We start from the raw sequence: 25,159 nt of genomic DNA on the forward strand, positions 1-25,159 counted from the left end.
GTCCCGGTTAGGAGACAATCTTTCACAATGAAAACTAAAAAAAAATTGAATGCAAATTTTTCCTAAAAAAAAAAAAAAATGATTTAAAGTGTGATTTCTACAACTTTTGGGACTGATTTCAGTATTTCGTCGTTTGCGAACTCTTCAAATTGCTTAAAATTGTCAATAAACGCTTTAGCAAGTTCGTTTGCTTTCTGGTCATAATTATGTTTGTCAAACCACGTATTTCTCGGATTTAAAATTTCTGAAGGAACGCCTGGGCAAGCATCCGGCATCTGCAATCCAAAAACAGGATGCTCCGTAAATGTTGCAGAAGACAACTTTCCATTTAAAGCTGCAGTAATTAAGGCACGTGTATAACTTAATTTCATCCGTTGACCTACTCCATAAGCACCACCGCTCCAGCCTGTGTTCACTAACCATACATTAACTTTGTGCTCTTCCATTTTCTTTCCAAGCAGATCTGCATATTTAGTTGGATGCAAAGGCAGGAAAGCCTTTCCGAAACAAGCAGAAAAAGTGACCTGAGGTTCAGTTACTCCAGCTTCTGTACCAGCTACCTTAGCTGTATATCCGGAAATGAAGTGAAACATTGCCTGCCCCGGGTCTAATTTTGATAATGGAGGTAAAACACCAAATGCATCTGCCGTAAGGAAGAAAATGTTTTTAGGAATACCTGCAATAGAAGGTAAAACTGCATTATCAATATAATTTATAGGATAGGCTACCCTTGTATTTTCGGTTTTTTCAATATTTGAATAATCTACATCTCTGGTACCAGGAAAATAATTGATATTCTCCAGCAAAGAGCCGAATTTGATTGCATTATATATCTGTGGCTCCTTTTCAGCAGTCAGGTCTACACATTTCGCATAACATCCACCTTCAAAATTGAAAACAGAAGAATCTCCCCAACCATGTTCGTCATCACCGATCAACCCTCTTGCAGGATCAGCAGATAATGTAGTTTTACCTGTACCCGACAGTCCAAAGAAAATTGCAGTATCACCCTGAGCCCCAACATTGGCAGAACAGTGCATTGACAATGTGTTTTTAAGTTCAGGTAAAATAAAATTTAACACAGAGAAAATCCCTTTTTTAATTTCACCTGTATAACCCGTTCCACCTATCAATATGATTTTATCTGAAAAATTCAGAATAGCGAAATTCGCCTGACGCGTTCCATCAACTGCAGGATCCGCCAGAAAAGTCGGTGCAGCGATAATTGTCCATTCTGGATTCTCAATAACTTCTCCTTCTTCTGGTCTGAGGAATAAATTATTAGCAAATAGATTTTGATAAGCGGTCTCTGTGATTACCCTGATGCTCATTTTATAGGCTTCATCAGCGCACGCATAAGCATCTCTTACATAAAACTTGTCTTTGTTAAGATGCGCACAAACTTTGTGCAATAACGACTCGAAATTCGACTGACTGAACTGGATATTGATATCGCCCCACCAAACTGAATCTCTTGTAGCATCATCCAGCACTATAAACCTGTCTTTTGGCGAACGACCAGTAAATTTACCAGTATCAATCGCCAAAGCACCTGAAGATGAGAGCGTACCCTCTCCGTTATTGATGGCTTCTTCTATCAGTTGCGGTACGCTTAACTGGTAGTATGCATTATCAGTACCCAAATTCAACCGGGATAAGTCTGGTTTAGGCATTAAAACTTTGCTCATAAAATGATTATTTGTTTAGGCAAAGTTAAGGAGATATTTATTGAAAAAATATCATTTCAAAGGAAATATTTCACTTATTGTGGCATATACACTATACAACAACACGCTGACAATCAATAAATTAACAACGTTATTATCCGCCAGATTTTTTTACTTTATAACCTTCTTTTTGAAGCATCAAAACTACCTTGTCTCTGAAATCACCCTGTATAATAATTTCCCCATCTTTTGCACTTCCGCCTACTCCGCATTTGGTCTTCAGCATTTTTGATAATTTTTCCAGGTCTGCTGCATTTCCACGATAACCAGTAATTAGTGTAACTGCTTTACCACCTCTGTTTTTACGATCAAGCGTCACACGCAGGTCCTGCTGATTATTTGCAATCACCTCCTGCTCTGCATCGTTATCTGTCTCATAGCTATAAGAAGGATCTGTAGAGTACATAATCCCACCAAGATCACTCAATGATTTTTTATTCGGCTTCATATTCTTTAATATTTTGTTTTCAGAAACGTTTTAAACAATTTCCGGAACCGTACCGCCCATTTCTACCGGAACAATGACATTTAAAGACAGCGGCGAAATACTTACTGCAATCTCTCTGCCCATAAAATAAGGCTCCCCATCAATATGGATGGCTGCATCTTCCACCCTGGTAATCTGTATCTCTTTTCCTTTAATAATCTCCACCATATCGGAACGGTCAGTGCTTGCATTCAGCATATGATAAGCCAGCAATGGCAATTTATATAATGGGAACGATTTGATAACACAAACATCCAGCAAGCCATCTGTTACAGAAGCGTGTGGAGAGACATGTGCATTATTTCCATATTGAGAAGAATTAGCTACACTTACAACAAAAGCCGTTCTGGTTCTGGTATAACCAACGCCATCAATCCGAAGATGATAAGTTTCAGGTTTATAATTGATCATTTCCTTGAATCCCAGCTTCAGATAACCTGACAGGCCTCTTTTTTTATTTCCGACAAATACAGAACTGATATGTGCATCAAATCCCATTCCGGCCATATTAAAGAAAAACTTATCATTGAATGTGCCTGTATCTATTTTAATAACATTCAGGTTATTCAATACCTGGATTGCTTTAGCCGTATTCATAGGTATCTTTAAAAACCTGGCCAAACCATTTCCTGACCCAAAGGGAATAATTCCTAAGATCTTTTGCTGCTGCATTACTTTCGCTGCAATTTCGTTAATTGTACCATCACCACCTACGGCGACAATAATATCAAAATTCTTATTTGCAGCTTCTTCCGCTATCTCAGCGGCATGCCCTACATATTCCGTAAAACTATAATTAGGATTAAACTTGGATCTGTCCAGGTTCGCATCAATTATAGCAGGGATCTTTAACTTATCCTTACCCCCGGATATAGGATTGATAATAAATAGAATGTTCGACTTTGCCAAAGGATATGATTTAATTATGGCACAAAATAATTGATATTTTTTGACTATTTTGAATATATATAGTAATTTTGCATTCTAAAGGTGGACTGATTTGCGATGTTATGCTAGCATGACGGGATTGCAACCACGTAAAAAAAAGTGCTAACCATTCATACACTTCATTTTACTGCCTGTTTTTACGGGGTCATTGTCCATTTTAAAAAATTGTTGATTAATAAACTAATTATTTAAAATGTCATATTTATTTACATCAGAATCTGTTTCTGAAGGCCATCCTGATAAAGTAGCAGATCAAATTTCGGATGCACTAATTGATAATTTTTTAGCATTTGATCCTGAATCAAAAGTTGCTTGTGAAACTTTAGTAACTACCGGGCAGGTTTTTCTGGCTGGCGAAGTGAAATCATCAGCATATCTTGATGTGCAGAAGATCGCAAAGAGGTAAGGTAATCAATAAAATTGGTTATACTAAAGGTGAATATATGTTTGATAGTAACTCTTGTAGTGTATTATCTGCGATTCATGAGCAATCTCCTGATATTAACCAGGGTGTAGATAAAGAAGACAAAACAACTCAGGGAGCTGGTGACCAGGGAATGATGTTTGGTTATGCAACAAGAGAAACTGAGAACTTCATGCCTCTTGCACTTGACCTTGCACACAAAATCCTGATTGAATTAGCAGCTATCCGTCGCGAAAATACTGAAATCACGTATTTACGTCCTGATGCAAAATCTCAGGTTACTTTAGAATATAATGATAACAACGAGCCCGTAAGAATCGATTCTATTGTTGTGTCTACACAACATGATGATTTTGATGAAGAGCAGGCTATGCTTAAAAAGATAAACGACGATATTATCAATATCCTTATTCCACGTGTATCAAGTCAATATCCTCAGTTCAGCAAATTGTTCAACAAGGATATTAAATATCACATCAATCCAACCAACTGGTAAATTGTGTTATCGGTGGTCCGCATGGTGATACTGGCTTAACCGGAAGAAAGATTATTGTTGATACTTATGGTGGTAAAGGTGCCCACGGTGGTGGTGCATTTTCAGGAAAAGATCCTTCTAAAGTTGACCGTTCAGCTGCTTATGCAACAAGACACATTGCTAAAAATCTAGTTGCAGCTGGTGTTGCTGACGAGATTTTAGTACAGGTTTCTTATGCAATTGGTGTTGCTCAGCCTATGGGTATCTACGTAAACACTTACGGAACAGCAAAAGTTAAAGCAGCAGACGGTAAATTGCTTACTGATGGTGAAATAGCGAAAGAAGTAGAAAAAATCTTCGATATGACTCCTTATGGTATTGAAACACGGTTAAAATTACGGAATCCAATTTATTCTGAAACCGCAGCTTATGGTCACTTTGGTAAAAACAATGAAGTAGTTACTAAAGTATTCAAAGCATCTAACGGTGTTGAGAAAGAAATCACAGTAGAATTATTTACCTGGGAAAAACTAGACTTTGTAGACGCTGTTAAAAAAGCGTTTTCTCTATAATCCGATAAGGTATTAAAATAGAAAAAAGAGCGGTGTCTTCACAGACATCGCTCTTTTTCGTTTGTACCCAGCTTCGGAAGAACTTCTGTACGAATCCAGCTCTGATCCATGGGAGTTACACAGTGAATCCACCTATTTTCAGGAAAAGGCGGACTCAAGATGGACTCAACGTGGACTTGACGTGGACTCACACGCATCTTCGTCCCAACGAGGTACGTTTGTCTTATACTGATGTCTTGCCCTTGCTTTTCTATAGTTAAAATCCAAAACGTATCTGCAAACCCCAGAATAAATCGTATTATTATTCAATAATAAAAGATATATGACGCGCAGATTTATATTTATCCTGTTTATAGGGCTTCAATTTGGGAGCGTTTACGCCCAGACCAAAACACCAGACCAGTTATACGGACAATTATTTATTGATGTACAAATGCAAAACGTACTGAAAGACGGTAAAACATTTGTGGATTGTATCCCTAAAAAAGAACCATCCAAAATTCTGGAAGATTATATGAAGCTGAAAACGGCTAAAACCAAATTTAGCACACTGGATTTTGTAAAAGCCAATTTTCTTCTTCCCGACACCAATGCCACTGTTGTCATCACAGAAAACAAGCCGGTTGCAGAACATATTAACCAGCTTTGGGAAGCACTACGCCGCAAACCTGCAGACAAGATCGCCAACAGTTCATTATTAGACTTGCCGTCTCCCTATATCGTTCCAGGAGGTCGTTTCAGGGAGGTTTATTATTGGGACAGCTACTTCACGATGTTAGGTCTTCAAGTATCCGGAGAAAATGAAACTATTGAAAATATGGTCAAAAACTTCGCTTACCTGATTGAACAGAACGGACATATCCCCAATGGAAATAGAAATTATTATCTCAGCAGATCGCAGCCCCCATATTTCTCTCTGATGATTGGGCTTCTTGCTCAGATCAAAGATCAAAGGAGGGGGGTATATACAACTTATCAGTCTGCGCTGGAAAAAGAATATGCCTACTGGATGGATCAGTCTGCGCCAACTAAACATGTGGTAGTGATGCCCGACGGAAGTAAGTTAAACCGCTATTACGACCAGTTAAATACACCAAGACAAGAATCCTATAAAGAAGATGTACTGATCGGCAGACAAGCCGAGAAAAAAAACCCGGAGGTATATCGCGATATCAGGTCCGCAGCAGAAAGCGGATGGGATTTTAGCAGCAGATGGCTTGTTGACGAGATGCAGTTAAAGACTATTCAAACCACACAAGTAATTCCTGTAGATTTAAATTGTCTGTTATATAACCTCGAACAGACCATTCAAAAATGTTATGCACTTCAACATGATAAAGCGAAAGAACAGCATTACCAGTCTTTAGCATTAAAAAGGAAAATCAGCATTCAAAAATATTTCTGGTCACCACAACTATCGTGGTTCACTGACTATAATATTAAAACAAAAAAAAACAGTCTCCAGTATTAAGTCTGGCTGGTATGTATCCCCTGTTCTTTAACCTGGCGGATTTAAAACAGGCAAAACTGGTTAAAAACCTTTTACAGCAAAAATTCCTTAAACCTGGCGGGTTAGTTTCTACACCATTAAATACGCATCAGCAATGGGATGCTCCGAATGGATGGGCCCCTTTACAATGGATGGCAATCAATGGGCTGGGCAATTACGGTTTCCACGATCTGGAAAAGGACATCTCTGTACGCTGGATCAACTTAAATACAAATGTGTACAAAAGAACAGGGAAATTGATGGAGAAATACAACGTTGTTGATCTTGAGCTGAAAGCCGGAGGAGGAGAATATGCTTCTCAGGATGGATTTGGATGGACAAACGGGGTATTGCTTTCTCTGATGAAAAAATACGGCTACACTAAATAAAAAAGAAAACCATTTATAGAAGGCTTTGTTTAATAAGCAAACAATCTTTATTATGGAACAACCAGCGGAAATGAACACACTTAGCCAGATTTTAGAAAAATTAAGGCAAAAAGGGTTAGATAACGAAATAAAGATGACCGACCATGGCAAAATGCAGGGTGTTGGTCTGCACAAAATCTACGTACCGGAAGATCTGACTATCATAAAAACTTATCGTTTTGAAGGTGATTCAGATCCCGGAGATAATTCTGTGCTTTATTTGTTAGAAGATAAAGAAGGTCAAATTGGCTACATTATCGATGCTTATGGCATGTACAGTTCTCAGGAAGGAACAGGTTTTGATGACTTCCTTAAGAAAATCCCCACTGCCGACAGGGATATGCAAGAATTATTTAAATAGATATTCAATTTGAGCAAAGGACAACAACAACGTTTTTCTTTGCTCAATTACCACGCTCCCATCCGGGATTCCCGGATTAATCTATCCGCTCAACAGTAAACACCCATACTTCATTTCAAACTGAAGCATAATCTTTTAAGGTTGGTTAATTTTGATTAAACAAATAATCAGATCAAATGGATACCGGACTTATTTTAGATTGGAATAAAATTGACCCTCATACTTTTTATAGTAAATATCAATCAGAACATCCTGTTTACTATGTTTCAGCACAGCAAGGATGGAATATTTATTCTTATGCATATGCAAAACAAGTATTGCTTCATCAGGACGCACTTATTCCCGAAATCAAAACCAGCCATACTGGTCTGAATCAAAATTCAGTAAGACTAATCAGACAACTTGCCCGTTTAAATAATTCTCAGCAACATGAGAAATCAAGACGCGCAGCCATGCATATTTATAATCAAATGTGTCCTGCGCCGGTCAACCCTATTTTGGAATCTCTGCTCAAACCGGCAAAAACAAGAGGGAATATCAATTGGGTTGATGCCATTGCTAAAAAACTACCCGTACTTTATATTTTAAAAAGTCTGAATTTTGGAGAAGAGGACTGTGCATTCGTCGTCAAACATATTGCAGAATTAGTTAAAATAATGTCTGCGCAAAAGACAGCAAAAGAAATAATACTGCTGAATAAAATAACCGACGCTTTATTCACTTTATCACAAAAACATCTCGCCAATACTCCAACTGTGATAAACGGAACAGATAGTGATGAATGGATAGAATTGTTAACTTCTAATTTAATTGGTCTGCTCATTCAGAGTTACGATGCAGGCCGGGGGTTATTAACCAATACGCTGATCCAACTGATCCGTAATAACCAGCCTGTTCCCAAAGCCGGAGCAGAAGACTATTTCAGAAAAGTTATCATCGAAACTTTACGTTTTGACCCACCAGTACATTTAACCAGAAGGATTGCCGGAAAAGATCTTTTAATAGGTAATCAAATAATAAAAGAAGGAGAAATGATAACAATTGTATTAGCAGCAGCAAATCTTGATCCGCTGATATTTAAATCACCATTAACATATAACCCATCAAGAGCTAACAACCATGAGCACCTCACTTTTGGTGCAGGCCATCACCAGTGCCTGGCAAAAAATCTCTGATTACTGAACTAACTATTAAAACTTTTAAGACCTTATATCATCGTATCCAAATACCAGCACAGTCCATAACCTACGAGTCAATGTTAAACGTCAAACTGGTTAAAAACCTATTTATCACAATTTAAATTCATAAACATGATCGCAGTAATTTTTGAAGTCATACCAGAAGATGGTAAAATGGCAGACTACCTGGCTATAGCCGCAGATCTTAATCCCCTATTGTCTACCATAGAAGGTTTTATCTCCATTGAAAGATTCCAAAGCCTGGTACACCCTGATAAAATTTTATCCCTGTCCTTTTGGGAGAATGAAAAATCCATCCTTGAATGGAGAAATATCGAAATGCATCGTGAAGCACAATCAAAAGGACGCGATTCTGTTTTTAAGGATTATCATTTAAGAATAGCAAATGTGGTGCGGGATTATGGGATGTTTGATCGTAAAGAAGCTCCCGCAGACAGTAGGACAGCACACGGTTAATGCTTGAAAATTGTTTATATTAGATGCTGGATTCCAACCAAATAAGCAATGGCTATTTTACTCTCTTCAGGTAACTATTACGGTATTGAAAAACAATTTGAAGAGAGTTTATCCCTGAAATTAAATGTAACCCAATATCAGCCATTCATCAATATTCCAGAACATCAGCACGAAAACGCCTATTTATCGCTGCTGATTAATGGTGGCTATCAGGAAGTAAATGGCAAACAGGAAAACATCATCACTCCCGGCGAAATTCTTTTCCGGCCTGCGGGTTATACACATGCCAATAATTTTCAAAATGCTGGTGGTAAATGCCTCAATATTGAGTTAAAATCTAAGTTGTTTCATAACCACGATCTTTCAGACGCGATTCCAAAAACTCCTGCCATCTATAAAGCAGGTACATTTGAATATTTATACCGCATTATGTACAGCTTTGCACAAGCAGATGCACTTGTCTTTTCAGAAGAATACATCTATAACTGGCTTGCAGAAAGCACCATAGCACCATAGATAAAAACCTGCACGCCTGACCTGGCTGCCCAAAGTGAAGGCTATTCTGGAGAATGAGTTTGAAACGCACCATACGATACAATCTGTTGCAAATCGTGTTTTTGTTCATCCTATATACCTTGCAAGAGCATTTAAAGAAAAAGAAGGCCTTACTATTGGTGAGTACCAGCTTAAAATGCGTGTTAAAAAAGCAGTTGGGTTACTTTTCACTACTCAAACCACAGTTGCAGATATAGCTTATACCGCAGGTTTCACCGATGCGGCACATTTAATCAGATCTTTTCGTCTGTATTATCAGATTACCCCAGGAAAATTCCGCCAGATACTGAAAAGTGGTTTAGAATTCACCTGATAAATTTAAAAAGTTAATCTGATACAATTTCAACTGAAAGCGAACCTCTTTCTTTGTTAATACTATGAATAAATATCAGAAATACGCCAGACGGGCATTATTATGGTCTGTACTTTTTATCTGTCTGTTATTAATCCTGTCAACAGTGGCACATGCTCAGCAAAATCTGAATTACCAGCTACAGGTAAATACAGATTTGAACAAGCAAACTTTTAAGGTGAAAGGAACACTCTCGTTTTTAACAGAATCAATCAATAGTGATTCTGTCGAAATTGTGCTGAGCAAATGTCCTGTTCCTCCACTTTTAGAATTAGCAGGCGCCGCCTTCACAAGGAGAACTTCAGTAAATGATGCCGGAGATGTCGCCTATATTTTTAAGTTCACTAACAAATTACCTATTGGGAGCCCGTTAAAATTAAGTTATGCTTACGACCGTGGCTCCGCTCCCTCTTTTCATATATTATATAGATAGTATTTTTTGTATGGCCAGTGGTTATGGCTCAGCCTGGTATCCACAAGTGATCTCTTATGCTGAAGGAAAAACGGGAAAGTATTTACGGGGAACCGGAACACTTAAAGTAATTACAGAAACATCTCTTACCGCCGTAATGGCATCTTGTGAGGTCTTAACCAGCCAGACAAAAACACAAAAGACATTCACCTTTCACCTTTAAGTATACGCAGCCAGATATTTTCTCTTTATATATTGGAAGTTATCACCGGGAGGAATATAGAGGCAAAATACCTTTTTACACCTACAGCCTGAACAAAGGAATCGATGGAGCAGATTTATCTCTTAAGTCGGCCGCTGTCATGGACTTTCTAAGTTCACAGTTTGGCACACTGGGCATTCCGAATTTCTCTATTATTGAGTTTCCCCAATATATTGCTGAGCTGACAAGTATAGGCGGAGCAAGCGTACTTGGTGGTGTCTTAATGCCTACTGATGCACTGAGAAAATTTAATTACGCCTTGTTTGGTCACGAAATTGGTCATCAATGGTGGGGGAATAAAATTTCATCCAAAGGAGATAAAGGCGGTGCGATGTTAGCTGAGGCCATGGCACAATATGGGTCTTTACAGGTTGTCAACCATTTCGATAGTGCTCATGTTGCGGATTACCGGAAAACAGGATATCCTGGTTATATCAGCGACCAGTGTGGTCTCTGGGCTATCTAAAAAATTCGGCCGCGGGCAATGATGAACCTTTAAGCACCTTATCGGATGCCAACGACCATATTATTGGTGACAGCAAGGGCTTTCTTGTATTAGACTTACTATCCGAAACTATTGGAAAATCACGTTTTAATAAAGGACTACAATCTATCAGTGAGAAATATAGCAATAGTGGATTAACCTGGGCTAATTTTCTAAAAGAAATGGACCTCGCAAATGGAGGCAGTCTGCAATGGTTTTACACACAATGGTTTGACCGTGCTGGTGCCCCATCCTGGAAAACAAGCTGGGTACAGCATAAAAACGAACTAAATCTTAACCTGATTCAGCAAGGAGAGTATTATCGGTTATCACTTGATGTGTTAATCACTTATGCCAACGGAGAAACTTCAATGCAAAAAATAACTGTCAATGACAAAAGCAGTTCAGTCCTGTTATACGTCAACGCTAAAGTAGCAGCCGTAAGTATTGATCCTCATTATAAAGTTATATCCATTGGGACGATGAAATAAGACCACTAGCCATGGAAATGGGTAAAGTACAGCGCGTAGTCCTGCTAAGAATACATCAAAAACCAGAAGAGGCAGAAAAACTAGCCCTGCTTTATATAGATTCATGCAAAAATTCTGATCAGCATGCCCTTGAATTCTCCTTACTTTACAATTTAGGCAGGATAAAATCTGCTCAGCATAAAAGCACGGAAGCGCTCGACTATTACCAGCGTGCACTACAGGCTGTTTCACGTAATAGTGGAATGCTGGCCAGCATCTATTTCAGGATTGCACAAATCGCACTGCAACAAAAAAATAAGACACTCTTACAATGGGCAACCGATAATGCCGTTAAAGCTGATGAGCTTAATCATCATAGCGATGATATGCTCAATAAGGTTACGTCATTATTATTGCAATGACAAACGAAAGAAAGGTGACATCTTCGTATATGAAGGTACAGAAAGATAGCAGACCAGAACTACCGTTGAAACTACGCAGGGCTAAATAATTACAAAGGGCTTAACACAGCTACATTTCAAACGTTTGCGTTAATTTTCGGGGTCAAATCAGGGCTGTTTTCAGGTCTTTCGGAATTAAAATGAATACCTTCATGTCAGGCAAATATCCCTAACCTAAGGTCATGTTCAAATTAACCAAAGCAACTTTTTTATCAAAAGCAGTCCTTGTGACCGCTTTACTTTTCAGTATTAATTGTGCTGATACCCAAGCACAGCAATTAAAGTATGTATCAGGCAAAAGTAGCTGGGATGCGGATTCATTAGGGAATCATCGCGCAGTTATCACAGTTCCTTCAGCTGGCCCGGTGGCTAAGGCTGTGATTGAATGGCGCAGAAAAGATAACCCTGCAAATAAAGAAATCATCGTAGTGGATGCCCGTTCAAACAAACGGGTTTTGAATATCAAAACAGAATCTCTTTCACGTGAGACAGGAACAGTTTATTTCGAACCTGTTTCGGGTGCAGGAACCTATTATATTTTATTACCTGCCTTTTCATGTTCAGCCGGGTTCAAACTATCCTACGGCTATTTATAAAAAACCATCTGATCGCGCAACACCTGCGTGGACAAATAAAATAAACGGCAAAGCTATTGCGGCTAAAGTTGATTACCTGGAATCTTTTAACCAGTTAAACAGCTTTTACCCGATGGAGGTTATCGCTACTGCAAAAGAAGTTGAAAACCTGATCTCAAAAAATAAAGATCAGCCTTATCTTGTGTTTCCTGAAGACAGATCTCATCCTATAAAAATGGAGAAAGATCTTCCTCAGCGCTGGGTTACAAAAGGAACATCCAAAATATTTACTGATACTGCAGATCGTGGAGAGCATTACAGCTTTCAGTTAGGTTTATATGCTTTTTCAAAAGATCTGCACAATGTGAAATTGAATTTTACAGATTTAAAGAGTGCTGAGGGCGATATTATCTCCTCCAAATTAATCTCCTGCCTGAATACAGATGGGATAAACTGGGATAATACAGTAGAAAAGAAACAGGTAGACATTAAGAAGAATGATATTCAGGCTTTGTGGTGTCTGCTGGATATTCCCAAAACGCTAAAAGCTACTACCTATAGCGGGACTGTAACAGTAACGGTTGATGGAGCAGCCGCTGTTCCTGTACAGGTCAAATTAGTGGTCAGCCCGAAGATTGCTGTTAACGGGGGCGTGAACGAACCCTGGAAACAAACTCGTCTAACCTGGTTAAATTCATCTTTAGGGCAGAAAAACGAGCTGATCAAACCTTATATTCCTTTAAGGATAAATGGAAATACAATCAGTTTATTAGGTAGAAAACTGACCTTGGGAAATGATGGTATGCCTGCACAGATCGAATCTTTTTTCACAGAAGAGATGACTGCGATCGATCAGCACCCACGCCCTTTATTATCTTCTCCTTTTACATTGGTTGCTGAAGAAACAGATGGTTCAAATCTCAAATGGAAAACTGGCAAACCTGATATTAAACAACTAGAACCAGGCGAAGTAGTAGAATGGACAGCTGTAAATACATCACCTAAATTACGAATGGATATTAAGGCAAGTCTGGAGTTTGATGGATTTATTAACTATTCCATTAAACTTACGGCATTAAAAGATGTAAATTTCAAGGACATCAGAATGGTCATCCCTTTCAAAAAGGAGATTGCCGAATATATGATGGGCCTGAACTTAAAAGGCGGAAAAATACCAGCCGATTATAAATGGAAATGGGATGTAGCCTATAAAAACCAGGATGGAGCGTGGATCGGAGCCGTGAATGCTGGTTTACGGTTTGCATTAAAAGATGAGCACTATACCCGTCCCTTAAATACAAATTTCTATCTGGATAAACCACTTCTCTTACCTTCTTCATGGGGAAACCATGATAAGGGTGGAATTGATATTCAACAAAATGCCGCAAATACTTCTGTCACTAATTACAGTGGTGCAAGAGAAATGAAAGCAGGTGATACGCTTTATTATAATTTCAATTTAATGATCACACCTTTCCATTCGCTTAATACCGAAGATCAGTGGGCAACAAGATATTATCATAAGTACAATAATGTGGATACTATTAAAGCCACAGGTGCTTCTGTTATTAATATCCATCACGGAACTGCTATAAACCCTTATATCAACTATCCTTTTATCGCGCATGATGCAATGAAGAGCTATATAGACTCAGCACATCACCTGGGTTTAAAAGTAAAAATCTATAATACGGTTCGTGAAGTGTCTAATAGTGCTTACGAACTGGCTCCATTAAGAAGCCTGGGCCATGAAGTCTTTTCACAAGGTAAAGGTGGTGGTTATGCCTGGTTGCAGGAACATTTAAATGCAGATTATATTGCGGCATGGTATGTTCCAGAAGTAAAAGATGCTGCCATTATCAATAGCGGAATGAGCCGCTGGCACAATTATTATGTTGAAGGAATGAGCTGGCTGGTACAAAATGTGGGTATTGATGGGATATACCTGGATGACGTAGCCTATGACGAACAACAATGAAAAGAATTAAAAGGGTGCTGACCCAGGATGGGCATCCTGGTATCATTGACCTGCATTCTGCTAATCAATATAATAAACGTGATGGCTTTAATAACAGTGCCAATTTATATATGGATCATTTCCCTTATTTAAACAGATTGTGGTTTGGAGAAAACTTTGATTACCAAAATAATACTCAGGATTTTTATCTGACAGAAATCTCCGGGATTCCATTTGGACTAATGGGAGAAATGCTTGAGGGTGGCGGTAATCCATGGAGAGGTATGGTTTACGGTATGACTAATCGTATGCCATGGTCCGAAAATGCTGATCCGCGTCCAATATGGAAGGCTTGGGATAACTTCGGTATTAAAGACAGCAGAATGATCGGTTACTGGGTAAAAAGCAATCCGGTAAAAACAACGCAGCAAGATGTTTTGGCGACAGTTTATTTAAAAGATAAAAAGGCATTGGTAGCGATTGCAAGCTGGGCTAAAGAAGATGCAAGATAAAACTGGTAATTGACTGGAAAGCTTTAGGGATTGATCCAAAGAAAGCGACGCTAATTGCACCTGCAATTAAGAACTTTCAACCAGCACAGACTTTCTCTGTTAATGAGGAGATATCCGTTAAAAAAGGAGAAGGATTAATGCTGATAATTGAATGAGTTTTAGCGCCCAATTATTGATTATGAAATAGTCTCTTAAATAATTTTATTCACACACAAGTTCAATCAACAATTAAACGCCTCATAGTGAGGTGTTTAATTGTTGATTTGGTCTAAAAATATTTCCACTTTTTCTTACTTATGTCACCACTTAGGGAATTAATGTAAATTAACTTTGCTTTGTGTGAATCTTTATAAGATTAGAAATCGTTCTTACCAACATTAGTTTAGTATACCTCATGGCTTTAGGTGTGTTTAGCCATGAGGTATCTATTTAACAGTTTTTTTCTTCTTGCTTCCAAAACAGAGCTCTACAATTTTTCTTACGGCCTTTGTAATTTCTTTTCTTCCTGATTCTGATTCTGTATTCAAATCTAGCCCGCACAATGTACTCGTGTTTTTCTTAGTGTGTAACACAGAATAATAGATCCCACAAATAATAATAGCCGAAACTGCCCTGAAATTAATATCCGAGTCTTTAAAATAAGGATCTGTTAATTTTAAAAGCTCCTCTCCCATAGTCTCTCTCTTTTTACTCAGGTCGTTTAAGATATTGCTCTTTTCAGAGATCTCCCACAGAATGATACGCTGCATTTCATCCTCATTGAAAAAGAAATCAAATTGGTTTTCAAAAACTCCTGATGCAAACTCAATCATAGTTTGCTTTTTATTAGATGCAACAGCTGCATCGCTTACTTTTTTAGAAAAGGTCACCCAATAATCCCTTTCGATCAGATAGGTCTCTATTAAAGCGTCCACAGTCCCAAAATAACGATAGATCAGTTTTTTGCTGACACCAGCCGTTTTAGCAATCGCGTTTACGCCCAGCCCTGTATACCCTTTTGACCGGATAATTTCCCCTACAGCATCAATGAGCTTACGCTCAGTCAATTTCCTGTTTTTAGGTTCCGTTTTAAGTAAATCATTTTTCTCCGGCATATCTCTTTCGTACGTATATCATCAAAAATAGCGTTTTATGAGTTCTTTCAATGTAATACCTACGCAAATCGATTACATATTTAAACGTCTTCTAATCTTATCCTCATTTTCATGAAAGAGGTAATTGTGATTTTCAGATACAATCATAGAAGGAATATCTTCCCGCTGTTTGCTGAGAAAAGGAAAAGTCAGACCAATTTGCAATTTTGGCTGACACTTGCTGATGGTGTCTTCAAAATGGTTATAAATTGGCGAATCCAATAAAATACGGTAAGCCGATCTAAAAATCACAGTTAACTGGGTACCCCGGAACCCTCCTATTTTTAACAATTTATCAGAAACAGTCACTTCTTCATAACTTAACCAGGCTCCGGTAGCCAATACGTCCAGTTTTAATGCCGCAGCCGGTCAATATAATTTTCCAGGTTTTCTATGCTAAAGGCTTCTGTAAGCACCAGATCATCTTCAGCAAAAATAACATAGGGTTCTTCGATATGATCCTGAATGATTTGCTTGGCCGTATTATACAGACCATCATATTTTAGTGGTGTTATTTCACCGGTATATAGCCGGTAAGGAATACTATGAGTATTCAGTAAACGAACCAAATCAGCCTGCCGTTCCAGTGACAAGCTGGAATTTGTTGTAGCGATGTTAAAAACCATCTTTGAGTATAAGTTTCGTTTGAATCACTCCATCATTATCGATATACTGTACATGTGCGGGTTTGCCTTGAGAGCCAATGGCAACTATAGTTAGTGGGCCATACCCTTTATTAATATCAAAATACGCAATATTATAGTTGTTTATAGTATACCCCCCACCTGTGAAATTATATTTACTGGTGACATTATTCAATTGATAAGCTATCTTTGATTTAGTGAAATAGATTGCACTGGCACTCATACTACAGGAATTATATATAACCTATTAGATATAATAGTGCTAGACCCGGTATCTATCGTAAGAATGGAATTATCAATTAAACCTGCCATAAACGCATAACGGGCTCTGACAGTAGAATTATATATATCGTTAATTACACAAGGATGCGCTTCCCCATAACCTCCTGCCACGTGAATAGTACAATTTTTACCCATACTCTGTATAGCCAATCCTATACTACCATCTGCCTTCTTATATTTCACTTCCCGGAAATCAAAATTAACTCTATTGTTATTCACAAGGTCCCTTCTTTCCAGGATTGTTCCTTTCGTCGAATCCATAATTCCTCCATATTTATTTTGTAAGGTATAGACCATTTCGTCCTCCGGATAGACAGTAGATCTGGCTGTGCTATGTAAACTGTTAACTGTTAAAGCTAAAACTATAATAGGTTCAATGGCTCCTGAATATACCTCTGAAGTATAGTATAAAGTGTCAGATACTTCAGGATCTTCATAAATTACATGCATGCTGAGCATAAACAAAGGTGCTCTGAAAGTCTGTCATCAGATATTGTTGTCCGGGAACTAACGTACCTGCCGAGGTAGCAGCAACAAGTTCCAGATAGGTGGCTGGAACTAAAGGAGAACCTGCCCCGCCGCCAGAAGCATTAATGATCACCTCAGGATAAACTCCGGTTATTTCAACATTAGTTCCGGCACTAATCTTAGGAAGATCTTCTGCTCTTGCCAGCGTTCCGCTTAAAGCTGGCAGAAGGAGTTGCGTGTCTTCTGTAGCTACCACCGCAGGTTTAATATTTTGGTAAAAATTTTCTGCAGTTCTTACCGATAATTCGGCCGTAGTCAGTTTCCCTTTAATCTCAGCATCACCAGCATTATTAATTGTCAGCTGTTTACCCGAAAATATGGGAGAAGATGCAGTATCCTGAGACGCTGCAGTAGTCATTAATGATAACCTGCCATCCTCAATGTCAAATGTTAATTTACCAGCAAACCCACTACTACCAGATATTTTATCAACAGTATCCAGATTAAAATCAATTCCTGTATCAGAAAGTATCTTTGGTGTTCTGATATTATTTGTAAAGGTGTTCTTCCCTGTAAATTTGTTGTCTTCTCCTAATCCAGCCTTCCCATTTAACCCATGTGCAGTCAGATCTTTGATATGGCTGGCTAAGGCTTCTGCATCCGCTTTTTCATTAAAACGGGTGTCAAGGTTTTCGATATTTGCTGCTGGTATGATTGAATCCTTGTGCCAGAAAGAGTCCCAGGTATCCCAGAATTGCTGTTGAGAAGGTTTTAATCCGGTTTTAAACCAGTTTTTTATGATATTCAAGGTTTGTTTTGCCATGTTGTTTATAGTAATAATTTGTTAAATATTAAATTTGCCGGAGATGGAATTTTACGCTTTGTATTATTCGGGTACGAGAACGCTCCATCCTTTTTGAAGCAGAGATACCTTAGCAACATTAGACGCAGATGTTCTTTTAACATGCTCCATAACAGAGCCATTCCATTCCAGTTTCGATTATTATAAGAATCAATTTCAATTTTTCCATTGAACCTCCCGGCCTTATCCAACTCAATCAACATTCTATCCAGTTCAGACGAACTGATATTTGAATATCTCAATTCGATACTCGTGGTATCGGCTAAATTTTCAGGAATCTTTGAGAATTTACCCCACCATTGTCTCGAAGTATTAATTGCATCTTCAGGTGTATCACCATTAATCCAAACGCGTAGTGATTGGATCTTAACCTCCGGGTGGAATAAAATAGTATTCATGTAAAGAGTCTCACCAGGCGGAGCAACCTCAATCTTATAGACCAGATACATACTAGGAATACCGACATAAATCAGGTTTTTTAATTCTGAGCAATCCAGAATTCCTGCGTTTATTACAAACCGTCCCATTACTGGCAGACGCAACAATTGCAGATTCTCGAAAAAATTTAAGAAGTTTTTATTTAACTCAAAATTGGAAGATTGCGGCTGTGGTAAAGAATTGTATTCTTTGATACCAATTGACATTTCTCTAACACCCAATGGATTAACAATATATTTAACAATTTTTATTCCCGGCTGCTCCCCAAAATACCAGTTAATAACACCTCTTCCTATATATTCTGAGACCTTACTCTCCGTATTATCATTATTCAAATGGAATACCTCAACAATAATATCCTGCGCTTTGTTCTGATGCCAGCCAAAGTCTACATAGAATAAATTATTCGGAAGTGAGTAGTTAGCAGGGCAATCATAAAACCTTCCATATTCAATAGTTTTCTTATCTGTCAGATCGATATCATCTATTTTGATAATAACTGGTGGCGGTGGTGGAGGTATTGTAATGACGTTATATGGAGACCCTTTCGAAATATACAAAGTATCCGCATTTTTTTCGGAAGCCGGAAGTGCAGTATATTCATCTGCCGTTACCTGTCTGATCGTCTTGATCAGATTTGAAGTATCCCCACCAACAGGCACAGATGATCGTACAAGCAACTGCAGCGTACACCATCAGAGTAATAAATACACTTATCAGTACTGAGATATACAAAAGTCAGGGCTGTAGGTATTGTCGCAGGTAAACTATTGACAGTAAGTATACTCAATAACGGATTTCTTACACTTCCAAAAGTATTCCACAAAGTCCCATTCGCATCCCTTTCTATAGCTCCGTTTTGCAAAGCAGACGTCAATACTCCTCCAGGAATAATTAAAGGCGGTGTTGTCCCTGTTCCTGCCCCTAATGTAATCCCGGAATCAAAAGTCCACGATTTAGTGATGATCTGGGTTTGTGTTTTTACCCAGGCCCACCAATTGAATAACTTCAGTCTGCTCACCACCTTACTGTCTTCTGAAACAGTGGCATTAAGCTGAACTTCCGCATCACTGGCAATAGTCACATTCTGTAAGCTGTTTAGTTTAGCCAATAAAACATTGGTAAAAGCATTAGTATCCGGGTTACTTTCATAACTCGTCTTAATCTGACTTGCCGACATAGCTGCGTTCAACAGATCAGGATCACTAATCTTAACATAAGTAGCTTTCACTCCCGTTGTCGTTGCTTTATATAAAGCCCATCGGCCATCGCCATCATTGAGCACAAATATATTCATCGGCAAACCAGAAATATTAAATGCATCCCTTGCTGCAAGATCAGCAACCGTGACTTCTTTGAAACCACCGGATATCTTTTGGTATAATTTCATGAAAGTATTGCCATCTTCGGGAACACCATCTTTTAAATCAAAATCGTAGTCTTCAATCGCATATGAAATTTCCTGCTTGGTCGCTTTACTGTTTAGTACCTGCTGCAATCCGTCAACCTGATCAATAATATGGGTATGGTTCAGGTTCGCTTTTGAAGCTAAAAGTTCATGATGTGCTTGCGGATCTGTTAAATGGCCTGAAAAAGCTTGTCGATCAGCCTTCTCATCCAGACGTTTGTCCAGATTTTCAATATTTGCCGCAGGAATCATCCCATCTTTATGCCAGAAAGAATCCCAGGGTCCCAAAAAATTGCACCTGACTAGGCTTTAAACCAGTTTTAAACCAATTTTTTATCGCATATAAAGTTTGTTTCGCCATCTTATCCTCCTGTATATTCAATGAATATTACGATACGGTAAGGATTGAGATGGGTAATTTCTGCAGCTGTTCCCGGCCAGGAAATATGATTGTAAAGATCTGGTTCTGTACCTGAATTAGTCTTATCCGTACCCCTGGTAGTTACATCTTCTCCCCAGTATGACTGGCGCTGAAGACCAGCTCTGTCATTCGATAATCTCGGTAATTGCGATTCATTTAAAGTGTGCGTTTTAGCTCCCCCATTTTGTCCAACAGTATTGAAATTATAGTCGTCAGGATTCCAGCCCATAGGTAATCGTCCACGCCATTCTCTTACTTCAGACCAGCCAGCAGGAATTTGATTAAAAGGCTTTTTAAATAAGACCATACCACCACCCAAAGAAAATGGAGCCGCTATTTTCTTAAGTGTCTCAACTCATTTCTAAGTGCAGACAAATCTATACTTAGTGCTTTTTTAGTGATCTCTGTAGTTACTGTCTGCAAATCCATCAAACGGGGCAGACTTGCCCATGCTACTGCATCGGTGCCTGTTCCAAATTCTGCATAACGTGTAAAAAAGACATCCCTGCTCTGACCGTTTTCAAATGGACGGGTTTGTTTATCTTCCCTGATGACAATATTACTTTGTTCCAATCCCCCCCTAAAAGGTAACAACTCACCATTCAGTACAACATAGCCGTCTGTAAATGTCCTTCCAGAAGCCAGACAGCCAGACAAAATGTAATTGCTGCCACCTAAAGCAGTAACAGATTGCAGGGAGGCATAGCTGGTCTGCATAAAATTTAAAGTATCAGTTTCAAGCGGAAATCCTCCGGTTTGTTGAAAATTTATATTGTTCATATGGTTTCTATTATATGTCGTTTACTTGCTAGTTTGTAAAAATCAATTAATGCGTCTAGTTGATAATAATTTGCAGGGGTGTTCACCTCTGCCGGTACCATTACCTTAAAATCGTTACCAGTATCTGCGTAGCTTGTCCTGGGTTGTAGAAATAGCGGTTTTATGTAGCGAGGCTGATTCTCGGGCACGGTATAGATATAGGTACGTTTGAACCGGTCGCCATCATCTATGTAAATGCGCCTTAATTCCATGTCAAACATATCATTAAGTGCTTTTCTCAGATAACAAACCTGCCCGTTATGGGCTAGTTTATATAGATTATCTTCCCTTTTGTTATACCAGAACTGGTATAACATAGAGACTGGCGTAACTAATGCCTGTATATAACTTACCATCAGGTTTTGTCTAAGAAAGGTAGGCAGTATCAAAATTGCAAGCCTCTTGAAGTCTATTTTATACCACATATTTGATCCCGCTAAAGTCTTTGATTTCGAAATACCCCGATTGTGGAATCTTAGTTACTGTAATCTCTTCTGGTATTCCATAATCACCAGAGCCTGTACCACCAACCCAGCTGCTTTGAACGCTTTTAATATGCGGGATCTTTACACCAGGTAACAATTGTAATCGGTCTACCAGAGAAGCCAGTATCAATTCACCGTTAAAAGGCAATTCTTTGAGGTACTGTTTGAGCGCCTCTTCTACTGGTTTGCCTCCATTCAGAATACTGTTCCCCTCTGCGTCTATTAATAATGGATCACGAAAGATGAGCATGTCTAAGAAAAGTCTGTCTGGTAAAAAATTAATTACGTTAATACGCACTCCCGCATCCCTGATCTCAGCCAGATAAGCTTCAAAACTTTCTTTTTGAGCAGCAGTGATCGGTCCTAAATCGCCTGCGATTTCCGTAGCAATTTTAACAATCAGACGACTTTCTTCCTTTGCTTCTGTTACTGCTGCATATTTGATGATCTTGCTTTTTTCAACCAGATCTGCAGCTACATTGTTATTGTTATAATAGTCCGTATCACGAACCAGAGGGAAACCGTATTGAAAGGCCTTTGTTTTTTCACGCCACCTCGCCGTATGCGGTTTTAACAACGAGATCTTTGTGTCTGTCTCCTGTTTATGCAGATCAAACAGTTTTTCAAGCGTGGAAATTGCAGCGGCAATAACATAAGTTATCAATCGCCATATCGCTACTCTGCTTGTACTGTTCAGTCCATCCAAATCGGAATCGGCTTCTTTGGCCTGTATAATTTCTGCTTGTATTTGTTCTATGCTTCTTGCCATAATTAACTTACTATAAAATCGTAACTGACTGCCCAGTAGTCTATTCCCTGGGGTTTATTAATTGCTCCCTCTCCAAGTTTGTCAAAGCCGGTTGCCGGAATGTTTTTCATACTGAGCAGCACCAGTTTTTCTGACCTGTAGTCAGGCAGAAAAATCAATGTCCCTGCTACTAAATTTTCTGCTGGACTGGAGTTGTTAAATACTGCCAGATCAGTACCGAATTCAGCGGTTCCGTATTCATGCATGGAAATATCCCACCAGCTTTGCTGTTCATAAATTCTATATACTCCTTCATATGCTCCGTTTAGGTCTATACCATTTTCATTGATTGCCAACTCTTTAACTATAAAACCATCTGCTTCAAGCTGAACCCGGATATTGCGGTACAAAAAGCGATCTATAGTCCCATACTGTGCCTGGCTAATATCAATCCCCGCATGCGGGTTCTCCTTCCATTCGCCTTGTTTGCTTTTCAGGAGATGTTCTACGTGCTGTGCATCGGATTCTTCGATAAAAAAGTCACCCCTGACGATCAATGCATCATCATCTTTTACTAAAATGTCTTTCATCTTATTCTATTGTCATGTTTATAGTTCCTGTTACCGGGCCATTCGGACTCATCAAACCACTGGTATAGTTTATCTTTATGGCTTTGATTTCGGCAATCACAGCTTGTGATATAGATTCAGAAAGGCGATCTAAAGACGCATTTGCATTCTGTTCTTCTGTTTGTTCGGCCTGAATAGCAGCTTTAATTTTCTGTTTTAATCTTTGCTGGTCTAAACTCATTTTAAAAAGCTTTTAAATCTGTTTTCAATGGCTGTAAACTGTGCCTCGTTAATTAGTTTAATGGTTGGCCCCATATTGGTTGTGAACGTCATTAATTTAATCGCAGCAAGTAAATCGAGCATTAGTTTTTTTAAAGTTTCCTGCTCCTTTTGAAGCAGGAAACCTTCATTGGTTATTTCGAATTTTGTTTTTTCGATCTGGAAGGCTGCACTGTTAAGCTCTCCTGCATTAGCCAAAACCGCTGTTTCCTTATTGATAAATACTACTGAAACCAAACTATCATCCTTCGGAATTAAAAGAAAACCTCCGTGATCACTGTCTGCCTGCAAGTGAACCCCAAGAATCTTTGAAGAGCCATCAACAGGCTGTACATCGCAAGTCATTCCTTTGAGGTCAACAGTAACCACTCTACCTATTTTGGCGTATACTTCATCGCCTGTCCGGGCAAGTGCCTGTATTAATTCTTTCATATCTATGGCTTGGTTTTGTTAATATTTATGGGTTGTCCCAGTTCAATTTTCTGGCGGTAACCGCTGACTCCAAATCTTATCTCATTCTTTTTGACCAGGTAAGTTCCGCCTGTACCTTCTGCCGGATAGATCTCTATCATATCGCAGGTGTTTACCAGCGGTTCTCCAAAAGCTTCAAAACTCCCTTTAAGTCCATCCTCTTTATAGGTATCCAGCGATTGCTGAGCATACTTTCTAAGTTCAGGTTCAGTTAGTCCATCAATCCTGATCTGAATAATCTCTCCGACTTCTTTATCTCCAACTTCGACCTTCGTCTCCACGTGCTTTTCATTGAAAGAGACTGCAACAACTTTTGCTTTGACCTCGCTATTGTCCCGGTACTCGAAAGTTTCACTGATGATGTTTTTTCCAGTTATAAATTTTACTTTATTCCGGTTGTCAAATGGATAGGTTAAGCCGACATACAGGATGCTCTTTTCGTCAATATTGCGGAAGTAAGCACTCAACATGTATTTTTCCTTGAGCTCCTCCTGTAATCCTCCTCAGAAACGGTCGATTTGGAGACCCGGTAGTTACCAATATTCAACTCCTCATCAATGAGCTTAAATACAAAATCTGTTCCCTGAAGCAAATGTTTCATTACCTCTTTTAACATCGCAGATTTGAATGCCTTCGGCTCTGGTTTTTTCTGCTTCAGGATATACATGCCATCTTCACATTTTATCTTGATGGGATTTTTGGTGTCAATAGTCTTAATCAGGCCAGAAAAGCGAAGTTTCAATTCATCATCATATCCAAGTTTGATAGTTATCTTATCACCTTTTTTTATTGGCAACCCATTTTTGTTTTTGTTTCCTTCCCAGGAGATCTTTTTTGGTAACTCCAGTTCACAGGTATCGGTTAAAGTGCTAATGTCAGTTTGAATACTGCAGCTGACCAATGAGTCAAATTCCCAGCTCAATTTTCCTCCTTCAGACTGGGTGATGGTGATTCTACTGCATAACCTTAACATCTTTCTCCTTTAATTTTGATTTCATAAGGGGTATCCGAAAGCATCGTTATGTTGACTCCCTGACGATTACTATGAGTCTCCTGGTTGAGAGAGAATTTTTGAACAACAACTGACTCTATATTGAAGAAGTCCAGAAATTCACTATGCACCTTAAGTGAATCTTTGATGTTCAGATAACGGTTAAGCTCCTTAATTTTATCAGTTGGATATTCAGTAAAAGCAGGAGTTAAATTGCTGTTCTCATAATGTGTAATACCGGCCGCCATAGTGATCGTATAGTCACCTTGTGTGACATATTCCTTAATTGTTCCATTTCTACCCTGCAGAGGAGTAGAAACAATTGTTTTCTCCAGGTTTAACGACATGATACATTCTTCGAATGTGAAAGATCCCGGAATTGAATCATGTTGTATTGCCAGTGAAGTAAGCCAGGAGACACCTTCCATGTCATCCAGGATTTTAAAATCCGGGCCCGTCTGATCGATGACCTGAAAAGGTCTGGCAAGACCAAAAACGAAATGCCAGGTTTTGTGCAACTCCCGCTGCCATTTGC

At 38.8% G+C, this 25,159-nt stretch carries 34 protein-coding genes and 2 pseudogenes; 15 read left to right on the forward strand and 21 right to left on the reverse strand.

All coding sequences use genetic code 11. The features are described from left to right. Window positions 1-83: 83 nt before the first annotated feature. From pckA to ACWYN3_RS26595, 3 genes are all read right to left on the reverse strand, one after another. Window positions 84-1,688, reverse strand: a complete 1,605-nt coding sequence (gene pckA / locus ACWYN3_RS26585; protein ID WP_456217061.1) for a phosphoenolpyruvate carboxykinase (ATP) — start codon at window positions 1,686-1,688, stop codon at window positions 84-86. 133 nt (window positions 1,689-1,821) lie between these two features. Continuing rightward, window positions 1,822-2,175: a translation initiation factor gene (locus tag ACWYN3_RS26590; protein WP_456217062.1), complete on the reverse strand. Its 354-nt coding sequence runs from the start codon at window positions 2,173-2,175 to the stop codon at window positions 1,822-1,824. A gap of 30 nt (window positions 2,176-2,205) precedes the next feature. Then, window positions 2,206-3,123, reverse strand: a complete 918-nt coding sequence (locus ACWYN3_RS26595) for a diacylglycerol/lipid kinase family protein (RefSeq protein ID WP_456217063.1) — start codon at window positions 3,121-3,123, stop codon at window positions 2,206-2,208. A 232-nt stretch (window positions 3,124-3,355) separates the two neighbouring features. Between ACWYN3_RS26595 and metK the strand changes: the two are divergent. From metK to ACWYN3_RS26670, 15 genes and pseudogenes are all read left to right on the forward strand, one after another. Then, window positions 3,356-4,633, forward strand: a pseudogene (gene metK, locus ACWYN3_RS26600) (methionine adenosyltransferase). 322 nt (window positions 4,634-4,955) lie between these two features. Next, window positions 4,956-6,104 (forward strand): trehalase family glycosidase, encoded by a 1,149-nt coding sequence (locus ACWYN3_RS26605; protein ID WP_456217064.1) that lies wholly within the window; start codon window positions 4,956-4,958, stop codon window positions 6,102-6,104. 11 nt (window positions 6,105-6,115) lie between these two features. Further along, the gene (locus ACWYN3_RS26610) at window positions 6,116-6,511 is read left to right on the forward strand and encodes a trehalase family glycosidase (RefSeq protein WP_456217065.1); all 396 of its coding nucleotides are present in this window, start codon (window positions 6,116-6,118) and stop codon (window positions 6,509-6,511) included. Window positions 6,512-6,563: 52 nt separating this feature from the next. Further along, window positions 6,564-6,911: a hypothetical protein gene (locus tag ACWYN3_RS26615; protein WP_456217066.1), complete on the forward strand. Its 348-nt coding sequence runs from the start codon at window positions 6,564-6,566 to the stop codon at window positions 6,909-6,911. Window positions 6,912-7,087: 176 nt separating this feature from the next. Next, window positions 7,088-8,086 (forward strand): cytochrome P450, encoded by a 999-nt coding sequence (locus ACWYN3_RS26620; RefSeq protein WP_456217067.1) that lies wholly within the window; start codon window positions 7,088-7,090, stop codon window positions 8,084-8,086. Window positions 8,087-8,221: 135 nt separating this feature from the next. After that, the gene (locus tag ACWYN3_RS26625) at window positions 8,222-8,566 is read left to right on the forward strand and encodes an antibiotic biosynthesis monooxygenase family protein (RefSeq protein WP_456217068.1); all 345 of its coding nucleotides are present in this window, start codon (window positions 8,222-8,224) and stop codon (window positions 8,564-8,566) included. A 48-nt stretch (window positions 8,567-8,614) separates the two neighbouring features. Then, window positions 8,615-9,082: a hypothetical protein gene (locus tag ACWYN3_RS26630; RefSeq protein ID WP_456217069.1), complete on the forward strand. Its 468-nt coding sequence runs from the start codon at window positions 8,615-8,617 to the stop codon at window positions 9,080-9,082. A gap of 34 nt (window positions 9,083-9,116) precedes the next feature. Continuing rightward, window positions 9,117-9,434, forward strand: coding sequence for a helix-turn-helix transcriptional regulator (locus tag ACWYN3_RS26635; protein WP_456217070.1), 318 nt, complete (start codon window positions 9,117-9,119; stop codon window positions 9,432-9,434). 64 nt (window positions 9,435-9,498) lie between these two features. Beyond that, window positions 9,499-9,906 carry a hypothetical protein gene (locus ACWYN3_RS26640; protein WP_456217071.1) on the forward strand — a complete coding sequence of 136 codons (408 nt, stop codon included), beginning with the start codon at window positions 9,499-9,501 and terminating at the stop codon, window positions 9,904-9,906. Window positions 9,907-9,916: 10 nt separating this feature from the next. Next, complete coding sequence (locus ACWYN3_RS26645; RefSeq protein ID WP_456217072.1) at window positions 9,917-10,108, forward strand: hypothetical protein; 192 nt, start codon at window positions 9,917-9,919, stop codon at window positions 10,106-10,108. A gap of 139 nt (window positions 10,109-10,247) precedes the next feature. Next, entirely contained in the window at window positions 10,248-10,613 is a 366-nt protein-coding gene (locus tag ACWYN3_RS26650; RefSeq protein WP_456217073.1) for a hypothetical protein, read from the forward strand. Further along, window positions 10,592-11,122 carry a hypothetical protein gene (locus ACWYN3_RS26655; RefSeq protein WP_456217074.1) on the forward strand — a complete coding sequence of 177 codons (531 nt, stop codon included), beginning with the start codon at window positions 10,592-10,594 and terminating at the stop codon, window positions 11,120-11,122. Before ACWYN3_RS26650 ends, ACWYN3_RS26655 begins: the two co-directional genes overlap by 22 nt. An 11-nt stretch (window positions 11,123-11,133) precedes the next feature. After that, window positions 11,134-11,523, forward strand: coding sequence for a hypothetical protein (locus ACWYN3_RS26660; RefSeq protein WP_456217075.1), 390 nt, complete (start codon window positions 11,134-11,136; stop codon window positions 11,521-11,523). A 221-nt stretch (window positions 11,524-11,744) separates the two neighbouring features. After that, window positions 11,745-12,158 carry a glycoside hydrolase domain-containing protein gene (locus ACWYN3_RS26665; RefSeq protein ID WP_456217076.1) on the forward strand — a complete coding sequence of 138 codons (414 nt, stop codon included), beginning with the start codon at window positions 11,745-11,747 and terminating at the stop codon, window positions 12,156-12,158. Then, window positions 12,082-14,761 (forward strand): annotated as a pseudogene (locus ACWYN3_RS26670) (glycoside hydrolase domain-containing protein). The gene ACWYN3_RS26665 and the pseudogene ACWYN3_RS26670 overlap by 77 nt, the downstream one beginning before the upstream one ends. Before the next feature lie 270 nt (window positions 14,762-15,031). Here ACWYN3_RS26670 and ACWYN3_RS26675 read toward each other — a convergent pair. From ACWYN3_RS26675 to ACWYN3_RS26760, 18 genes are all read right to left on the reverse strand, one after another. Beyond that, window positions 15,032-15,700 (reverse strand): TetR/AcrR family transcriptional regulator, encoded by a 669-nt coding sequence (locus ACWYN3_RS26675; RefSeq protein ID WP_456217077.1) that lies wholly within the window; start codon window positions 15,698-15,700, stop codon window positions 15,032-15,034. A 72-nt stretch (window positions 15,701-15,772) separates the two neighbouring features. Continuing rightward, a complete protein-coding gene (locus ACWYN3_RS26680) occupies window positions 15,773-16,081 on the reverse strand; it encodes a hypothetical protein (RefSeq protein ID WP_456217078.1) in 309 nt (102 codons plus the stop codon). A gap of 11 nt (window positions 16,082-16,092) precedes the next feature. Next, on the reverse strand, window positions 16,093-16,365 hold the full coding sequence (locus ACWYN3_RS26685) for a hypothetical protein (protein ID WP_456217079.1): 273 nt from the start codon (window positions 16,363-16,365) through the stop codon (window positions 16,093-16,095). Then, window positions 16,355-16,606, reverse strand: coding sequence for a hypothetical protein (locus ACWYN3_RS26690; RefSeq protein ID WP_456217080.1), 252 nt, complete (start codon window positions 16,604-16,606; stop codon window positions 16,355-16,357). Before ACWYN3_RS26690 ends, ACWYN3_RS26685 begins: the two co-directional genes overlap by 11 nt. Further along, entirely contained in the window at window positions 16,603-17,124 is a 522-nt protein-coding gene (locus ACWYN3_RS26695) for a hypothetical protein (protein ID WP_456217081.1), read from the reverse strand. The genes ACWYN3_RS26690 and ACWYN3_RS26695 overlap by 4 nt, the downstream gene beginning before the upstream one ends. Continuing rightward, complete coding sequence (locus tag ACWYN3_RS26700) at window positions 17,099-17,956, reverse strand: hypothetical protein (protein WP_456217082.1); 858 nt, start codon at window positions 17,954-17,956, stop codon at window positions 17,099-17,101. The genes ACWYN3_RS26695 and ACWYN3_RS26700 overlap by 26 nt, the downstream gene beginning before the upstream one ends. Before the next feature lie 5 nt (window positions 17,957-17,961). Further along, window positions 17,962-19,113: a hypothetical protein gene (locus ACWYN3_RS26705; RefSeq protein ID WP_456217083.1), complete on the reverse strand. Its 1,152-nt coding sequence runs from the start codon at window positions 19,111-19,113 to the stop codon at window positions 17,962-17,964. Then, window positions 19,065-20,129, reverse strand: coding sequence for a hypothetical protein (locus ACWYN3_RS26710; RefSeq protein ID WP_456217084.1), 1,065 nt, complete (start codon window positions 20,127-20,129; stop codon window positions 19,065-19,067). The genes ACWYN3_RS26705 and ACWYN3_RS26710 overlap by 49 nt, the downstream gene beginning before the upstream one ends. 74 nt (window positions 20,130-20,203) lie before the next feature. After that, window positions 20,204-20,569, reverse strand: coding sequence for a phage baseplate protein (locus ACWYN3_RS26715; RefSeq protein ID WP_456217085.1), 366 nt, complete (start codon window positions 20,567-20,569; stop codon window positions 20,204-20,206). 26 nt (window positions 20,570-20,595) lie between these two features. Then, window positions 20,596-21,042 carry a hypothetical protein gene (locus ACWYN3_RS26720; protein ID WP_456217086.1) on the reverse strand — a complete coding sequence of 149 codons (447 nt, stop codon included), beginning with the start codon at window positions 21,040-21,042 and terminating at the stop codon, window positions 20,596-20,598. Beyond that, window positions 21,039-21,437 carry a hypothetical protein gene (locus tag ACWYN3_RS26725; protein ID WP_456217087.1) on the reverse strand — a complete coding sequence of 133 codons (399 nt, stop codon included), beginning with the start codon at window positions 21,435-21,437 and terminating at the stop codon, window positions 21,039-21,041. Before ACWYN3_RS26725 ends, ACWYN3_RS26720 begins: the two co-directional genes overlap by 4 nt. Window positions 21,438-21,495: 58 nt before the next feature. Then, a complete protein-coding gene (locus ACWYN3_RS26730; RefSeq protein ID WP_456217088.1) occupies window positions 21,496-22,335 on the reverse strand; it encodes a hypothetical protein in 840 nt (279 codons plus the stop codon). Window positions 22,336-22,337: 2 nt separating this feature from the next. Further along, on the reverse strand, window positions 22,338-22,904 hold the full coding sequence (locus tag ACWYN3_RS26735) for a hypothetical protein (protein ID WP_456217089.1): 567 nt from the start codon (window positions 22,902-22,904) through the stop codon (window positions 22,338-22,340). Window position 22,905: 1 nt separating this feature from the next. Then, window positions 22,906-23,124, reverse strand: coding sequence for a hypothetical protein (locus tag ACWYN3_RS26740; protein ID WP_456217090.1), 219 nt, complete (start codon window positions 23,122-23,124; stop codon window positions 22,906-22,908). Next, complete coding sequence (locus ACWYN3_RS26745; RefSeq protein ID WP_456217091.1) at window positions 23,121-23,594, reverse strand: hypothetical protein; 474 nt, start codon at window positions 23,592-23,594, stop codon at window positions 23,121-23,123. Before ACWYN3_RS26745 ends, ACWYN3_RS26740 begins: the two co-directional genes overlap by 4 nt. 2 nt (window positions 23,595-23,596) lie before the next feature. Further along, window positions 23,597-24,103 (reverse strand): hypothetical protein, encoded by a 507-nt coding sequence (locus ACWYN3_RS26750; RefSeq protein WP_456217092.1) that lies wholly within the window; start codon window positions 24,101-24,103, stop codon window positions 23,597-23,599. After that, window positions 24,097-24,606 (reverse strand): hypothetical protein, encoded by a 510-nt coding sequence (locus tag ACWYN3_RS26755; RefSeq protein WP_456217093.1) that lies wholly within the window; start codon window positions 24,604-24,606, stop codon window positions 24,097-24,099. The genes ACWYN3_RS26750 and ACWYN3_RS26755 overlap by 7 nt, the downstream gene beginning before the upstream one ends. Continuing rightward, window positions 24,600-25,142: a DUF6046 domain-containing protein gene (locus ACWYN3_RS26760; protein WP_456217094.1), complete on the reverse strand. Its 543-nt coding sequence runs from the start codon at window positions 25,140-25,142 to the stop codon at window positions 24,600-24,602. Before ACWYN3_RS26760 ends, ACWYN3_RS26755 begins: the two co-directional genes overlap by 7 nt. Window positions 25,143-25,159 lie beyond the last annotated feature (17 nt).

The organism is Pedobacter sp. NJ-S-72, assembly GCF_053890575.1.

Coding starts and splice junctions, on each gene's coding strand:
- pckA (WP_456217061.1), bottom strand. CDS start 1,688: ATGAGCAAAGTTTTAATGCCTAAACCAGACTTATCCCGGTTGAATTTG.
- ACWYN3_RS26590 (WP_456217062.1), bottom strand. CDS start 2,175: ATGAAGCCGAATAAAAAATCATTGAGTGATCTTGGTGGGATTATGTAC.
- ACWYN3_RS26605 (WP_456217064.1), top strand. CDS start 4,956: ATGACGCGCAGATTTATATTTATCCTGTTTATAGGGCTTCAATTTGGG.
- ACWYN3_RS26610 (WP_456217065.1), top strand. CDS start 6,116: ATGTATCCCCTGTTCTTTAACCTGGCGGATTTAAAACAGGCAAAACTG.
- ACWYN3_RS26615 (WP_456217066.1), top strand. CDS start 6,564: ATGGAACAACCAGCGGAAATGAACACACTTAGCCAGATTTTAGAAAAA.
- ACWYN3_RS26620 (WP_456217067.1), top strand. CDS start 7,088: ATGGATACCGGACTTATTTTAGATTGGAATAAAATTGACCCTCATACT.
- ACWYN3_RS26625 (WP_456217068.1), top strand. CDS start 8,222: ATGATCGCAGTAATTTTTGAAGTCATACCAGAAGATGGTAAAATGGCA.
- ACWYN3_RS26630 (WP_456217069.1), top strand. CDS start 8,615: ATGGCTATTTTACTCTCTTCAGGTAACTATTACGGTATTGAAAAACAA.
- ACWYN3_RS26640 (WP_456217071.1), top strand. CDS start 9,499: ATGAATAAATATCAGAAATACGCCAGACGGGCATTATTATGGTCTGTA.
- ACWYN3_RS26645 (WP_456217072.1), top strand. CDS start 9,917: ATGGCCAGTGGTTATGGCTCAGCCTGGTATCCACAAGTGATCTCTTAT.
- ACWYN3_RS26650 (WP_456217073.1), top strand. CDS start 10,248: ATGGACTTTCTAAGTTCACAGTTTGGCACACTGGGCATTCCGAATTTC.
- ACWYN3_RS26660 (WP_456217075.1), top strand. CDS start 11,134: ATGGAAATGGGTAAAGTACAGCGCGTAGTCCTGCTAAGAATACATCAA.
- ACWYN3_RS26665 (WP_456217076.1), top strand. CDS start 11,745: ATGTTCAAATTAACCAAAGCAACTTTTTTATCAAAAGCAGTCCTTGTG.
- ACWYN3_RS26675 (WP_456217077.1), bottom strand. CDS start 15,700: ATGCCGGAGAAAAATGATTTACTTAAAACGGAACCTAAAAACAGGAAA.
- ACWYN3_RS26685 (WP_456217079.1), bottom strand. CDS start 16,365: ATGGTTTTTAACATCGCTACAACAAATTCCAGCTTGTCACTGGAACGG.
- ACWYN3_RS26690 (WP_456217080.1), bottom strand. CDS start 16,606: ATGAGTGCCAGTGCAATCTATTTCACTAAATCAAAGATAGCTTATCAA.
- ACWYN3_RS26695 (WP_456217081.1), bottom strand. CDS start 17,124: ATGCTCAGCATGCATGTAATTTATGAAGATCCTGAAGTATCTGACACT.
- ACWYN3_RS26700 (WP_456217082.1), bottom strand. CDS start 17,956: ATGGCAAAACAAACCTTGAATATCATAAAAAACTGGTTTAAAACCGGA.
- ACWYN3_RS26715 (WP_456217085.1), bottom strand. CDS start 20,569: ATGGTCTTATTTAAAAAGCCTTTTAATCAAATTCCTGCTGGCTGGTCT.
- ACWYN3_RS26720 (WP_456217086.1), bottom strand. CDS start 21,042: ATGAACAATATAAATTTTCAACAAACCGGAGGATTTCCGCTTGAAACT.
- ACWYN3_RS26725 (WP_456217087.1), bottom strand. CDS start 21,437: ATGGTAAGTTATATACAGGCATTAGTTACGCCAGTCTCTATGTTATAC.
- ACWYN3_RS26730 (WP_456217088.1), bottom strand. CDS start 22,335: ATGGCAAGAAGCATAGAACAAATACAAGCAGAAATTATACAGGCCAAA.
- ACWYN3_RS26735 (WP_456217089.1), bottom strand. CDS start 22,904: ATGAAAGACATTTTAGTAAAAGATGATGATGCATTGATCGTCAGGGGT.
- ACWYN3_RS26740 (WP_456217090.1), bottom strand. CDS start 23,124: ATGAGTTTAGACCAGCAAAGATTAAAACAGAAAATTAAAGCTGCTATT.
- ACWYN3_RS26745 (WP_456217091.1), bottom strand. CDS start 23,594: ATGAAAGAATTAATACAGGCACTTGCCCGGACAGGCGATGAAGTATAC.
- ACWYN3_RS26750 (WP_456217092.1), bottom strand. CDS start 24,103: ATGTTGAGTGCTTACTTCCGCAATATTGACGAAAAGAGCATCCTGTAT.
- ACWYN3_RS26755 (WP_456217093.1), bottom strand. CDS start 24,606: ATGTTAAGGTTATGCAGTAGAATCACCATCACCCAGTCTGAAGGAGGA.